This window comes from Microbacterium terrisoli (assembly GCF_030866805.1).
GTDB lineage: Bacteria > Actinomycetota > Actinomycetes > Actinomycetales > Microbacteriaceae > Microbacterium > Microbacterium terrisoli.
In genome coordinates, this window is sequence record NZ_CP133019.1 from 2,953,474 (window position 1) to 2,966,829 (window position 13,356).

11 protein-coding genes are annotated in these 13,356 nt (G+C 69.3%); 8 read left to right on the plus strand and 3 right to left on the minus strand.

Going from position 1 to position 13,356, the window contains the following annotated elements; genetic code table 11:
• The first annotated feature begins 17 nt into the window (after positions 1–17).
• Positions 18–1,004 carry a diacylglycerol/lipid kinase family protein gene (locus QU603_RS13400; protein WP_308491875.1) on the plus strand — a complete coding sequence of 329 codons (987 nt, stop codon included), beginning with the start codon at positions 18–20 and terminating at the stop codon, positions 1,002–1,004.
• 40 nt (positions 1,005–1,044) lie between these two features.
• A complete protein-coding gene (locus tag QU603_RS13405) occupies positions 1,045–2,097 on the plus strand; it encodes an LLM class flavin-dependent oxidoreductase (protein ID WP_308491876.1) in 1,053 nt (350 codons plus the stop codon).
• 11 nt (positions 2,098–2,108) lie between these two features.
• Here the strand turns inward: QU603_RS13405 and pheA are convergent, their stop codons facing one another.
• Positions 2,109–3,068, minus strand: coding sequence for a prephenate dehydratase (gene pheA / locus QU603_RS13410; protein ID WP_308491877.1), 960 nt, complete (start codon positions 3,066–3,068; stop codon positions 2,109–2,111).
• An 86-nt stretch (positions 3,069–3,154) separates the two neighbouring features.
• Between pheA and pgm the strand changes: the two genes are divergently transcribed.
• Positions 3,155–4,795, plus strand: coding sequence for a phosphoglucomutase (alpha-D-glucose-1,6-bisphosphate-dependent) (gene pgm, locus QU603_RS13415; RefSeq protein WP_308491878.1), 1,641 nt, complete (start codon positions 3,155–3,157; stop codon positions 4,793–4,795).
• A 39-nt stretch (positions 4,796–4,834) separates the two neighbouring features.
• Here the strand turns inward: pgm and QU603_RS13420 are convergent, their stop codons facing one another.
• Positions 4,835–5,848 carry a LacI family DNA-binding transcriptional regulator gene (locus tag QU603_RS13420; protein ID WP_308491879.1) on the minus strand — a complete coding sequence of 338 codons (1,014 nt, stop codon included), beginning with the start codon at positions 5,846–5,848 and terminating at the stop codon, positions 4,835–4,837.
• A gap of 155 nt (positions 5,849–6,003) precedes the next feature.
• Between QU603_RS13420 and QU603_RS13425 the strand changes: the two genes are divergently transcribed.
• The 5 genes from QU603_RS13425 (at position 6,004) to galE (ending at position 12,084) form a co-directional block, all read left to right on the plus strand.
• Positions 6,004–6,933: a carbohydrate ABC transporter permease gene (locus QU603_RS13425; RefSeq protein ID WP_308491880.1), complete on the plus strand. Its 930-nt coding sequence runs from the start codon at positions 6,004–6,006 to the stop codon at positions 6,931–6,933.
• On the plus strand, positions 6,933–7,859 hold the full coding sequence (locus tag QU603_RS13430; protein ID WP_370655308.1) for a carbohydrate ABC transporter permease: 927 nt from the start codon (positions 6,933–6,935) through the stop codon (positions 7,857–7,859). The genes QU603_RS13425 and QU603_RS13430 overlap by 1 nt, the downstream gene beginning before the upstream one ends.
• Before the next feature lie 59 nt (positions 7,860–7,918).
• Positions 7,919–9,283 carry an ABC transporter substrate-binding protein gene (locus QU603_RS13435; protein WP_308491881.1) on the plus strand — a complete coding sequence of 455 codons (1,365 nt, stop codon included), beginning with the start codon at positions 7,919–7,921 and terminating at the stop codon, positions 9,281–9,283.
• A gap of 70 nt (positions 9,284–9,353) precedes the next feature.
• Positions 9,354–11,105 (plus strand): glycoside hydrolase family 35 protein, encoded by a 1,752-nt coding sequence (locus QU603_RS13440; protein WP_308491882.1) that lies wholly within the window; start codon positions 9,354–9,356, stop codon positions 11,103–11,105.
• A gap of 1 nt (position 11,106) precedes the next feature.
• A complete protein-coding gene (gene galE, locus QU603_RS13445) occupies positions 11,107–12,084 on the plus strand; it encodes a UDP-glucose 4-epimerase GalE (RefSeq protein ID WP_308491883.1) in 978 nt (325 codons plus the stop codon).
• Positions 12,085–12,120: 36 nt separating this feature from the next.
• On the opposite strand, the gene QU603_RS13450 is transcribed toward galE, so the two are convergent.
• Positions 12,121–13,233, minus strand: a complete 1,113-nt coding sequence (locus QU603_RS13450; RefSeq protein ID WP_370655309.1) for a LacI family DNA-binding transcriptional regulator — start codon at positions 13,231–13,233, stop codon at positions 12,121–12,123.
• Positions 13,234–13,356: the final 123 nt, after the last annotated feature.

A 13,356-nucleotide genomic window follows, 5' to 3' on the forward strand; every position in this document is an offset into this window, starting at 1 on the left:
GCCGGTATCGTGGGGCCATGCCGGACGGTCAGCAGCGCACGCGCCGCTGCGCGCTGATCTACAACCCCGTCAAGGCGGATCCCGCACGACTGCGCAGCCACGTCGCGAAGGCCGCACGCGCCGCGGGCTGGCAAGCGCCGCTGTACTACGAGACCACGCCGGAAGATCTGGGGCAGGATGTCACGGCCCGCGCCCTGCACGAAGGGGTCGACGCCGTGCTCGTGGCCGGTGGCGACGGCACCGTCCGAGCGGTGTCGGAGGCGCTGATCGGCAGCCGCACGCCCCTGACGATCGTGCCCAGCGGCACCGGCAACCTGCTCGCGCGCAACCTCGCACTGCCCCTGACCGACCCCGATGCGGCGATCGCGGCCGCGTTCACCGGCGAGCGCTGTGCGATCGACATCGGCATGATGCAGCTGACCCGTGAGGACGGCACGACCGACGAGCATGCGTTCGTGGTGCTGGGCGGCGTCGGTCTGGACGCCGCGATGATCGCCAACACCCGCACGAACCTGAAGAAGACGATGGGATGGGTGGCCTACATCGACGGCGCCGCCCGATCGCTGCCGAAGGCGAGGTCGTTCCGCGTCGTGTACCAGCTGATCGAGCGCCGGCTGCACACCACGAAGATCCACAGCATGATGTTCGCGAACTGCGGCGACCTGCCGGCCGGCATCGCGCTGGTGCCCGGCGCCTCGGTGGTCGACGGCATGTTGGATGTCGCCATCATCCAGCCGACGGGCTGGTTCGGCTGGCTCGGCGTCTGGCGCAAAGTGTGGTGGGACAACAGCGTCATGCGGCGTGCCCGCACCGACCGGCACGCCGTTGAGCGCCGCCACGACTCATCGGTGCACTATCTGCGCGGCACCTCCATCGACGCGGCCGTCGACATCCCCCAGCCCGTGCAGATCGACGGCGACGAGTTCGGCCGCGCCGTGCGCATCACCGCTCGGGTGCTGCCCGGCCAGCTGCTGCTGTCGGTGCCGGTGACGGTGACGCACTGACCCGGGAATGGAGCAGGCCTCGCAGGGGTTGCCACCAGAGATGAGTACTCTGCCCAGCCCTGCCCTGTCCGTCCTCGACCTCGTGCCGGTGCGCACCGGGCAGACCAGTGCACAGGCGGTCGCGGCATCCCTCGCCCTGGTCTCCCGCGCCGAAGAACTCGGACTGCGCCGCTACTGGTTCGCCGAGCACCACAACATGCCGGCCGTCGCCTCCACCACTCCGCCCGTGCTGACCGCGGCCGCCGCCGCGCGCACGCACACCATTCGGGTGGGGTCGGGCGGGGTCATGCTGCCCAACCACTCACCGCTCATCGTCGCCGAGCAGTTCGCCGCACTCGAGGCGCTGGCACCGGGACGCATCGATCTGGGCATCGGCCGGGCCCCGGGCAGCGATCCGGTCATCACGCAGCTGCTGCGCATGTCGGGCACCACCAGCGACGTCGAGCGCTTCCCCGAGCACGTGCGCGACATCGCACGTCTGGCCAGTCCCGAGGGCGCCGCGCTGCAGTTCTCGAACGGGCACACCTACGACGTGCACGCGACACCCGCGGCGACCGGGTCCCCGAAAGTCTGGCTGCTGGGATCCAGCGACTATTCGGCGCAGCTCGCGGCGTCATTCGGCCTGCCGTACGTGTTCGCCAACCACTTCGCCGGCGAGGGACTCGAGCGCGCACTGGGTCTGTATCGCAGTCAGTACCAGCCGTCCGAGGCGCACCCCGAGCCACAGACGTTCCTGACGGTGAACGCGATCGCGGCTCCTACGCACGAAGAGGCCGAGGCCCGCGCACTGCCACAGCTGCGCAGCATGGCACGGCTGCGCACCAACCAGCCGATGCAACCGCTCGAGTCGGTCGAACAGGCCCAGGCGACGCCGATGGACGGCCTCGCGCAGACGATCATCGACGCGATGCGCGCGAAGTGGTTCGTGGGCACCGGCGCCGAGGTCGCCGAGCAGCTGCGCGCCTTCGCCGCGAAGTGGGAGGTCGACGAGGTCATGCTCTCGCCCATCGCCGGCTCGTATGAGAGCGAGCCGATGGATGCCGCACCCGGCCGCACGCAGACGCTCGAGCTGCTGACGGCCGAACTGGCCTGAGGCCTGAGGCCTCAGGCCTCGGGTTCGCCCGAGATGAGGGCGCGCAGCCAATCGCGTGCCTCGACGAACACCTCGTCGGCGTAGCGGTCGGGGTAGTGCACGATGGCCCGATCCGCGCGCGGATACGACCCGAGGAACACGACCTTCGGGCTGAACCGACGCAGCCCCAGCAGCGCGTCGGCCATGCGCTCGTCCAGGACGTGTCCGTCGGCATCGACCACGAACCGGTACCGGCCCAGCGCATCGCCGATCGGACGCGAGGCCAGCAGCGACAGGTTGATGCCGCGCGTGGCGAACTGCTCGAGCATGTCCAGCAGCGCGCCGGGCCGATCGACCGGCAGTTCGACGATGAGCGAGGTCTTGTCGGCCCCGGTGGGCGCCGGCGGTGCCACGGTGCGCCCCACGAGCACGAACCGGGTGACCGCGTTCGGATTGTCGCCGATGTTCTCACCCAACAGCTCGAGATGATGGTGCTCGACGATGCCGGGCGGCGCGATCGCGGCATCCACCTGCGTCGTCCCGTCCAGCATCTCCACGGCCGCCGCCACATTGCTGGATGCCGGCAGGTGCGCGTGCGAGGGGACGTGGGCGCCGAGCCAGTCAAGGCACTGCGCGTAGGCGACGGGGTGGGCGGCGATCGTGTGCACGTCGGCCAACGACGTGCCGGGGCGAGCGACCAGCACGAACTGCACCGGCACGAGGTATTCGCCGATGATCCGCAGCCCGGGAATGGTCGCCAACGCGTCCTGCGTCGTGGACACGCCGCCGTCGACCGAGTTCTCGATCGCGATCATGGCGGCATCCGACCGGCCGTCGACGACGTCGGCGAGCGCCTCGGGCACGTTGTTCACCGTGTGCCAGTTCTGACCGCGCGCTTCGGGCACCTGTGCGAGCGCTGCCTCGGTGAACGTTCCGGCCGGTCCCAGATAGCTGTAGGTTCTGCGAGCGGATGTCTCGGCGTCGGAGTTCACCGTGACAGCCTATCGGCGTCGGCCACCGTGTCATCGAAAGTCGATTCACAGTGTCACCCGCGGCGCGAAGAAGGCAGACTGGGGGCATGAGTCGTGCAGGACAGCCCGCCCAAGAGTCCGACCTCATCGACATCGATGAGGTCATCAACGCCTATTACGATCTTCGGCCGGATGCCTCGGTCCCCTCGCAGCGGGTGGCGTTCGGCACCAGCGGCCACCGCGGATCTTCGCTGACGCACAGCTTCAACGAAGACCACATCCTGGCCACGACCCAGGCCATCGTCGATTACCGCAACCGTCAGGGCATCGCCGGCCCCCTGTTCCTGGGGCGCGACACGCACGGGCTCTCGCGGCCCGCCGAGCGCACCGCCGTCGAGGTGCTCGTGGCGAACGGCGTCGACGTGCGATCGGACTCGCGCAACTCGTGGACGCCGACCCCCGCGCTCAGCCACGCGATCCTCACCTACAACCGGGGACGGGATGCCGCAGACCCGGGCCGGGCGGACGGCATCGTGGTCACCCCCAGCCACAACCCGCCTGCCGACGGCGGCTTCAAGTACAACCCGCCGAACGGCGGCCCCGCCGACACCGACGCCACCGGCTGGATCGCCGACCGGGCGAACGAACTGATCACCGGCGGCCTCGAAGAGGTCAAGCGCATCCGCTTCGCCGACATCGACGGCGACGCGCTGGGCCACTACGACTTCCGGCAGAACTACGTCGCCGATCTGCAGAACATCATCGACGTCGAGGCGATCCGGCGCGCAGGCGTCCGCATCGGCGCCGACCCGCTGGGCGGCGCATCGGTGGACTACTGGGCGCTGATCGGCGAGATGTACGAGCTGGACCTCACCGTCGTCAACCCCGAGGTCGACCCGACCTGGCGATTCATGACGCTGGACTGGGACGAGAAGATCCGCATGGACCCGTCGTCGCCGTCGGCGATGGCAGCCCTGGTCGCCCGCCGCAGCGAGTTCGACCTGCTCACCGGCAACGACGCCGACGCCGACCGGCACGGCATCGTCACGCCCGATGCGGGCCTGATGAACCCGAACCATTACCTGGCCGTGGCGATCGACTACCTCTTCACCCACCGCCCGAACTGGCCCGCAGATGCCGCCGTGGGCAAGACGCTCGTCTCATCGATGATCATCGACCGGGTCGCGGCATCCATCGACCGCACGCTGCTGGAGGTTCCGGTCGGATTCAAATGGTTCGTGCCGGGGCTGCTCGACGGCTCGGTCGCGTTCGGCGGCGAAGAGTCGGCGGGTGCGTCGTTCCTTCGCCGTGACGGCTCGGTGTGGACCACCGACAAGGACGGCATCCTGCTGTGCCTGCTGGCATCGGAGATCCTGGCGGTCACCGGCAAGACCCCGTCGCAGCGCTATGCGGAATTGGAGGCGCAGTTCGGCGCCTCGGCGTATCAGCGGGTGGATGCCGCAGCCACCACGGAGCAGAAGGCGGCCCTTGCCCGCCTGTCGCCCGACGATGTGACGGCAACCACGCTGGCCGGTGAGCCGATCACCGCGAAGCTCTCGCACGCGCCCGGCAACGGCGCTGCGATCGGAGGGCTGAAAGTGCAGACCGCCGACGCTTGGTTCGCCGCGCGTCCGTCGGGCACCGAAGACGTCTACAAGCTGTACGCCGAGTCGCTGCGCGGCGAAGAGCACCTGCGGCAGGTGCAGGACGAGGCACGCGCGGTGGTCGCCGCCGCCCTCGGCCAGTGACGCATGACTCAGTGACGCATGACCCGGGGACGGCCTGACTCAGCGCGCGGCGGTGCTCGCGCGCACGATCAGCTCGGTGGGCACGAGGTCGGGTGAGGGCGCGTCGACACCGTCGATCTGCTGCAGCAGGGCTGTCAGTGCCAGCACCCCCACCCGTTCGAAGTGCTGGTGGATCGTCGTCAGGGGCGGCCAGAAGTTCGCCGCCTCGCGGGTGTCGTCGAAGCCGACGACGCTGATGTCCGTGGGCACCGATCGGCCCGTCTCGTGGAACGCGCGCATCGCCCCCAGCGCCATCTGATCGTTGGCGGCGAACACCGCGGTCACCGTCGGCTCGGCGGCAAGCGCGAGCCCCGCGCGGTATCCGGAATCGGCGCTCCAGTCGCCGCGCAGCGGCTGATGCACCGGCGCGCCCCAGCCGACCAGCGTGTCACGCCACGACTGCAGGCGCCGTTCCGCCGAGAACGACTCGACCGGTCCCGCGATGTGCCGCACGGTCTGGTGCCCGAGGTCGAGCAGGTGCTCGGTGGCCAGCCGCGCGCCCTGCGCCTGGTCGGTGTCCACGACCGGGCGGCGCGCCTGCGCGCCGGCGTCGACGACGACCACCGGCAGGCCCGACGGCAGTTCGATCTCGGCCTGATGCAGCAGGTGCGCCTCGATGACGATGACGATGCCGTCCACCGCCTGCTCGCTCAATTGCGCGAAGGCCCCCGAAACACTGGCCTGGGTCGCGGCATCCAACGGAATCAAGGTCAGGGCGTAGCCAGCCGCCGCCGCCTCGGTGGCGATGGCCTCCAGCGTGCGCATGTTGCCGTATGACGACAGGGTGAACATGATCACGCCGATCGTGCGGTAGCGCCCCGATTTCAGTGCACGCGCTGCGCTGTTGGGTCGATAGCCGAGCGTCTGCATCGCGGCGATCACGCGTTCGCGGGTCGCGGGGCGCACGACATCCTTGCCGTTGGCCACGCGCGACACCGTCTGCGCCGACACTCCGGCCTCGCGGGCGACGTCGTTGATCGACGGCTCGCGTCGAGGCCGACCGGTGCTCTGCATCGCCCCTCCTTCTGCTGGATGTTTGCGTTGACATCGTAGCGGGAAGTCGCGTATGTTTGCGTAAACAACGAGTGGATGCCGCATCCGCCCATTGCGCAACCCCGTGTGCGCAACCCGTGACCCGCACCCTCAGTACCCCTGAATGAGGCCCGTCGATGACGACCACCATCGCACCACCGCTGACAAGCGGCCCGCCGACCTCGGCGCGCCACCGCACCACACGCGACTGGCGGGGCTGGGCGTTCGTCGCCCCGTTCATGATCGTGTTCGCGCTCGTCTTCCTCGCCCCGCTGGCCTACTCGGTCTACCTCAGCCTCTTCCGCACCCAGCTGGTGGGCGGCACGACCTTCGTGGGATTCGAGAACTACCTGCAGGCACTGACCGATCCGCAGTTCTGGCAGGCCTTCGGCCGGGTCTTCGCGTTCCTGGTCGTCCAGGTGCCGATCATGCTGATCCTGGCCCTGGCCGCAGCGCTCGCACTGGACAGCGCCCGGCTGCGCGGAGCGTCGTTCTTCCGCATCACGCTGTTCCTGCCCTACGCCGTGCCGGCCGTGGTGGCCGTGCTGATGTGGGGGTACATCTACGGCGACCAGTTCGGCCTGACCGCGAACATCAACCACCTGGTCGTCGGCTTCGACCTGTTCACCCCCTTCGCCAAGCAATGGATGCTGGTGTCCATCGGCAACATCGTCACGTGGGAGTTCGTCGGCTACAACATGCTGATCTTCTACTCCTCGCTGAAGACGATCCCCACCGAGCTGTACGAAGCCGCATCCATCGACGGTGCGGGAGCCTGGCGCACGGTCTTCTCGATCAAGATCCCCGCCCTGCGCGGCGCCATCGTGATCGCCACCATCTTCTCGATCATCGGCAGCTTCCAGCTGTTCAACGAGCCGAACATCCTGCGCCCGCTCGCCCCGAACGTGATCACGACCTACTACACGCCGAACATGTACGCATACAACCTCTCGTTCGCCGGTCAGCAGTTCAACTACGCCGCGACCGTCGCCATCATCATGGGCGTCATCACCGCCGTCATCGCCTACGTCGTGCAGTTGCGCGGCTCCCGAGCGGAGGTCAAATGATGACCGCTGCGACCGCACGCTCGGCCGCCGCCACCCGCGCCCCGGCCTTCGCCCGCCAGAACCGCACCTCCACTCATCCGCTGCGACCGCGCTCGTCGAAGCTGCTGCTGATCGTCATGATCGCGTACGCCGTGTACGCGCTCGTGCCGCTGGTGTGGCTGATCATCAATGCGACCAAGACACAGGCGGGACTGTTCTCCAGCTTCGGGCTGTGGTTCGGCGGCGACGTCGCGTTCTGGGACAACCTCACCCAGACCCTGACCTACGACGACGGCATCTTCGTGCGGTGGCTGGGCAACACGCTGCTGTACGTCGTGGTCGGCGCGGGTGGCGCCACCCTGCTGGCGACACTGGCCGGGTACGGACTGGCCAAGTACCGTTTTCCGGGCAGGCGCGCGGTATTCGCGATCGTCCTGGGCGCGGTCGCCGTGCCGGGAACGGCCCTCGCGGTGCCCACCTTCCTTCTGTTCAGCCAGCTGGGGCTGACCAACACCCCGTGGGCGGTGATCGTCCCATCGCTGATCAGCCCGTTCGGGCTGTATCTGATCTGGGTCTACGCAGCCGACTCGGTGCCCACCGAGCTTCTCGAGGCGGCGCGCATGGACGGCGCGAGCGAGCTGCGCACGTTCTTCACCATCTCCATCCGACTGCTGACCCCGGGCATCGTCACGGTGCTGCTGTTCACGGTCGTGGCCACCTGGAACAACTACTTCCTCCCCCTGATCATGCTCAGCGACCCGAAGTGGTACCCGCTGACGATCGGCCTGAACCAGTGGGCCGCCCAGGCACAGGGCGCGGGCGCGCAGCCCATCTACAACCTCGTGATCATGGGCTCCCTGCTCACGATCGTCCCCATCGTCATCGCGTTCCTCCTGCTGCAGCGGTTCTGGCAGTCGGGACTGAGCGCCGGAAGCGTCAAGCAGTGACCTGCTTGCCACCACCCTCGATCCGCGTCCGCGGGCGGGGCACTCGAAAGGACACAGCAATGAAGCACATGTCAGGTGCGCGTCGCCGGCTCGTCGCGGTCGCGACGCTCGGCACGGTGGCCGCACTCGCCCTCGCGGGCTGCGCGGGGTCCAGCGACAGCGACGGAAGCGGCACCAGCCAGACCGCGGCATCCGGCAGCCTCGACTCGGTCAAAGCGGCACTGGACAAGGGCGGCGAGATCACCTACTGGTCGTGGACCCCGTCGGCCAAGGCGCAGGTCGCCGCCTTCGAGAAGGCGTACCCGAAGGTCAAGGTCAACCTCGTGAACGCGGGCACCGCGAACGACGAGTACACGAAGCTGCAGAACGCGATCAAGGCCGGCTCGGGCGCGCCCGACGTCGTGCAGATCGAGTACTACGCCTTCCCGCAGTTCGAGCTGCAGAACGCGCTGCGCGACCTCGCCCCGTACGGCTTCGCCGGTCTGAAGGACGACTACACGGCCTCGACGTGGGGCTCGGTCACCTCGGGCGAGAAGATCCTCGGACTGCCGCAGGACTCCGGTCCCATGGCGCTGTTCTACAACAAGACCGTGTTCGACAAGTACGGCCTGACCGTGCCCAAGACGTGGGACGAGTACATCGCCGACGCCGAGAAGCTGCACACGGCCGACCCGACGAAGTACATCACCAACGACATCGGCGACGCGGGCTTCGCCACCAGCATGATCTGGCAGGCCGGCGGCCAGCCGTTCGCCACCTCCGGCACCAACGTCACGATCAATCTGCAGGACGACGGCTCGAAGAAGTGGGCCGGCACCTGGAACACGCTCGTGTCCAAGGGCCTGGTCGCCCCGACCGGCAGCTGGAGCGACGAGTGGTTCACGGGTCTGGGCAACGGCAGCATCGCCTCCCTCGTGATCGGCGCGTGGATGCCCGGCAACCTCGAGTCCGGCGCACCGGCGGGCTCGGGCAACTGGCGCGTGGCACCCATGCCCACCTATGACGGTCAGCCGGCGTCGGCAGAGAACGGCGGCGGAGGACAGGCAGTCACCCAGCAGAGCAAGAACCCGGAGCTTGCCGCCGGATTCCTGTGGTGGCTCGACAACAGCGACGAGTCGATCTCGACGTTCCTGAAGAGCGGCGGATTCCCCTCCACGACGGCGCAGCTGTCCAGCGACGAGTTCCTCAATGAGGCGCCCGAGTACTTCGGCGGGCAGAAGATCAACCAGGTGCTGGCCGACGCCGCCAAGAACGTGGTGCCCGGATGGCACTACCTGCCCTTCCAGGTGTATGCGAACAGCATCTTCGGGGACACCGTCGGACAGTCCTACACCGACAAGAGCGACCTGAACGCCGGACTGCACAAGTGGCAGGACGCCCTGGTGAAGTACGGCAACGCCCAGGGCTTCAGCGTCAACAAGTAGCGTTCCCCGTCACTGCGGGGCGGCCCGACCAGAGGCGGCCGCCCCGCTTCTCCTTCACCGAAAGCATCCCGTGAGCTCCTTCACCATCGGCGAGTCCGACTTCCTTCTCGACGGCGCGCCGCACCGGGTGCTGTCGGGGGCGATCCACTACTTCCGCGTGCACCCCGATCAGTGGGCCGACCGTATCCACAAGGCCCGGCTGATGGGCCTGAACACGATCGAGACGTACGTCGCCTGGAACGCCCACGAGCCCGCGCGCGGGCAGTGGGATGCCACGGGCCCGGGCGACCTCGGACGGTTCCTCGACCTCGTGGCGGCCGAAGGTCTGCACGCCATCGTCCGGCCGGGGCCGTACATCTGCGCGGAATGGCACAACGGAGGCCTGCCCGCGTGGCTGACTGCGCTGCCCGGCGTCGGGCTGCGACGCAGCGAGCCGACGTATCTCGCCGAGCTCGACCGGTACCTGCGCCGCGTGTACGACATCGTCGTCCCCCGCCAGATCGACCGCGGCGGGCCGGTGCTGCTCGTGCAGATCGAGAACGAGTACGGCGCATACGGCGACGACCAGGACTACCTGCGCGAGCTGGTGCGCATCACTCGGGATGCCGGCGTCACGGTGCCGCTGACGACCGTCGACCAGCCGCAGCCGCAGATGCTGCGCGACGGATCGCTGCCCGAACTGCATCGCACCGGATCCTTCGGGTCGCACAGCGCGCAGCGCCTGGCGACGCTGCGTGAGCACCAGCCCACCGGACCGCTGATGTGCGCGGAGTTCTGGGACGGCTGGTTCGACTGGTGGGGCGGCGTGCACCACACCACCGGTGCGGAGCAGGCCGCGGCCGAACTGGAGACGCTGCTGGCCGCAGGCGCATCCGTGAACATCTACATGTTCCACGGAGGGACGAACTTCGCTCTCACGAACGGAGCCAACCACAAGGGCCGGTACCTGCCGCTGACGACGTCGTACGACTACGACGCGCCGCTGGATGAGGCCGGCAACCCCACCCCCAAATTCTTCGCGCTGCGCGATGTGATCGCCCGGTACGCTCCTGTTCCCGACGAGGTGCCCGCCGACGCGGTGCCGGCGCCGACACCGGAGGCCGTCTTCACCGCCACCGCGCCCCTCTTCGAGGCCGCGCCGGTCATCGCATCGGGTGCGCCCACCGCGATCCCGCTCTCCTTCGACGACCTCGGCGTCGACAGCGGGCTGGTCCGCTACCGGGCGACGCTGCCGGCGGGCTCCGCCGGGGGCGTCCTCGAGGTCGACGCCGTGCGCGACGGCGCATGGGTGTTCGTCGACGGCGCACGGGCCGGGCGCCTCTCGCGCTCACGACACGAGCGCGCGCTGGTCATCCCCGCCGGCCGTCGGATCGACATCCTGGTCGAAGAGCAGGGCCGGGTCAACTACGGCAGCCGCCTGGGCGAGACGAAGGGACTGATCGGTGCACCGCGGCTGAACGGTGCTGCGATCACGGGATGGTCTGCCGATCCTGTCGACCTCACCGGGGCGGCTGCGGCATCCCTGCCCGAACGCGCGGGCACCGGACCGCTCACCGGGCCGTGCATCGCCCGCGGCGCGTTCACGCTCACCGAGCCCGCCGATCTGTTCTTGGACACCGACGGCTGGGGGCACGGCTTCGCTTTCGTGAACGGGTTCGCACTGGGCCGCTACCGCGCGACCGGTCCGCAGCGCACACTGTACGTACCGGGCCCGGTCACCCGGGTCGGGCAGAATGAAATCACGGTGATCGAACTCGAGCAGCTGCCCACCGACCGCGCACGTTTCGCGCCCGCACCGCTGCTCGGACCGACAGAGGAGTGATATGTCCTGGCTCGTGACCGGCGGCGCCGGATACATCGGCGCCCACATCGTCCGCGCGCTGGCCGCGGCGGGGCTGGCGCCGGTCGTGATCGACGACCTGTCCAGCGGGCACGCGGACTTCGTGCCGGCCGGGGTGCCGTTCATCCACGGCACGATCCTGGATCGAGACCTCGTCATCCAGACGCTGCGCGCGCACGACGTGCGCGGTGTCATCCACGTCGCCGGATTCAAGTACGCGGGGGTCTCGGTACGGCGGCCGCTGCACACCTACACGCAGAACGTGGACGGCACACGCATCGTGCTCGAGGCGATGGCCGCCGCAGACGTCACGAACCTCGTCTTCTCGTCGTCGGCGGCCGTCTACGGCACTCCCGACGTGCCGCTGGTGACCGAGGACTTGCCCAAGCGGCCGGCGTCGCCCTACGGCGAGTCCAAGCTCATCGGCGAGTGGCTGATCGCCGATCAGGGTGTCGCGACGGCCGAGTCCGCGCATCCGCTGCGCCACACGTCGCTGCGGTACTTCAACGTCGTCGGCTCGGGCGATGCCGCGGTGTACGACTCGAGCCCGCACAACCTGTTCCCGCTCGTGTTCGAGGCGCTGCTGGCCGGACACACTCCGAAGATCTTCGGCGACGACTACGCCACCCCAGACGGCACGAACGTGCGCGACTATGTGCACGTGGCCGACATCGCCGCCGCCCACGTCGTGGCCGCCCAGCGGCTCGCGTCGAAAGCGGCGATCGAGCCCGCCTACAACCTCGGGTCCCAGAACGGGCTGTCGGTCAGACAGATCATGGATGCCATGGCCCGCGTGACCGGGATCTCTTTCGTGCCCGAGATCGCGCCGCGGCGGCCCGGCGACCCCGACCGGATCGTGGCGACCGGACAGCTGGCCGCCCGCGACCTGGACTGGGCGAACCGCCATACGGTGGATGAGATGGTGCGCTCGGGCTGGGAGGCGGCCGCCGCCGCGCGCTGACCCTCGCTCATCGATGGGTCGGCGGCACGAGGACGATCAGCCGACAGAAGTACCCTCCGGTGCTGATGGTCCTCCGCTCGGCGCAAAGCCCTCCGCTCGGCGGGCGCCCGCGCTGTCGCGCACGACGAGCTGTGCGGGCAGCGTGTACGAGACCGGCGCGGCGCCGCGCTCGATGCCCGACACGAGCACCTCGACCGCGCGGGCGCCCAGCGCATCGAAGTCCTGCCGCACCGTCGTCAACGGGGGACGGTACTGCGCCGCGTCGGCCACGTCGTCGAAGCCGACCACGCTCACCTCCTCGGGCACACGACGCCCGGCGTCGGCCAGGGCCCGGAGCAATCCGAGCGCCATCTGGTCGTTCGCCGCGAACACGGCCGTGACGGCGGGGTCGGCCGCGAGGCGCTGTCCGAGTCGGTGCCCGGATGCCGCGGTCCAGTCACCGCGCACAGGTTCGGGGACCGCCGCACCGGCAGCAACGAGCGCCGCCCGCCAGCCGCGTTCGCGCTCATCGGCCGAGAACGACCTGGCGGGACCGGCGAGATGGTGGACGGCCGTGTGGCCGAGCGAGAGCAGATGCTCGGTGGCGACCCGGGCGCCGGCGGCATGGTCGGTCTGGACGATGCTGAATCCCGGGCCGCGGGCGCCGCCGGCGCCATCGAAGCCCGGGCCGCGGGCGCCGTCGGGCGCATCGACCACCACGAGTCGCAGGTCGGCGGGAACCGACGCGTCATGCATGAGCGCCGTCGCCTCGTTGAGCACTATCGCGCCGTCCACCCCCTGATCGCGCAGCCGCTCGAACGCCGCCGCAATGGGATCGGCCTCGACGTCCGCCGTCCGGCCGAGGGTCACGACCACGAGGGAGTATCCGCGGGCGGCGGCGGCATCGGCCACGGCCTGCAGCATGCGCGAATTGCCGATCGTCGCCAGGGTCGCCGCAACCAGGCCGATCGTCTGCGTGCGTCCGGTGCGCAGGGCCCGCGCCGCCCGATGGGGTCGGTAGTCCAGCTCCGCCATGGCGTGCTCCACGCGCGCCCGGGTGACCGGATCCACGCGCGGACTCGCGTTCACGACCCGCGATACCGTCTGACCTGACACCCCGGCGCGGGCAGCGACATCCGCCATCGACACCCGTCGCGCCGTCGACGCCATGCCCCGCCCCTTCCCGACAACCGCGCTCTGCCCGACAACCGCGTGCAGAACTCCGGCATCCCGCTTCGTGTTGACGATAACACACTCGAGTTGCTAGCGTGTGATCGTCAACATGGAGGAGTT

Coding starts and splice junctions, on each gene's coding strand:
- QU603_RS13400 (WP_308491875.1), top strand. CDS start 18: ATGCCGGACGGTCAGCAGCGCACGCGCCGCTGCGCGCTGATCTACAAC.
- QU603_RS13405 (WP_308491876.1), top strand. CDS start 1,045: ATGAGTACTCTGCCCAGCCCTGCCCTGTCCGTCCTCGACCTCGTGCCG.
- pgm (WP_308491878.1), top strand. CDS start 3,155: ATGAGTCGTGCAGGACAGCCCGCCCAAGAGTCCGACCTCATCGACATC.
- QU603_RS13420 (WP_308491879.1), bottom strand. CDS start 5,848: ATGCAGAGCACCGGTCGGCCTCGACGCGAGCCGTCGATCAACGACGTC.
- QU603_RS13425 (WP_308491880.1), top strand. CDS start 6,004: ATGACGACCACCATCGCACCACCGCTGACAAGCGGCCCGCCGACCTCG.
- QU603_RS13430 (WP_370655308.1), top strand. CDS start 6,933: ATGACCGCTGCGACCGCACGCTCGGCCGCCGCCACCCGCGCCCCGGCC.
- QU603_RS13435 (WP_308491881.1), top strand. CDS start 7,919: ATGAAGCACATGTCAGGTGCGCGTCGCCGGCTCGTCGCGGTCGCGACG.
- galE (WP_308491883.1), top strand. CDS start 11,107: ATGTCCTGGCTCGTGACCGGCGGCGCCGGATACATCGGCGCCCACATC.
- QU603_RS13450 (WP_370655309.1), bottom strand. CDS start 13,233: ATGGCGTCGACGGCGCGACGGGTGTCGATGGCGGATGTCGCTGCCCGC.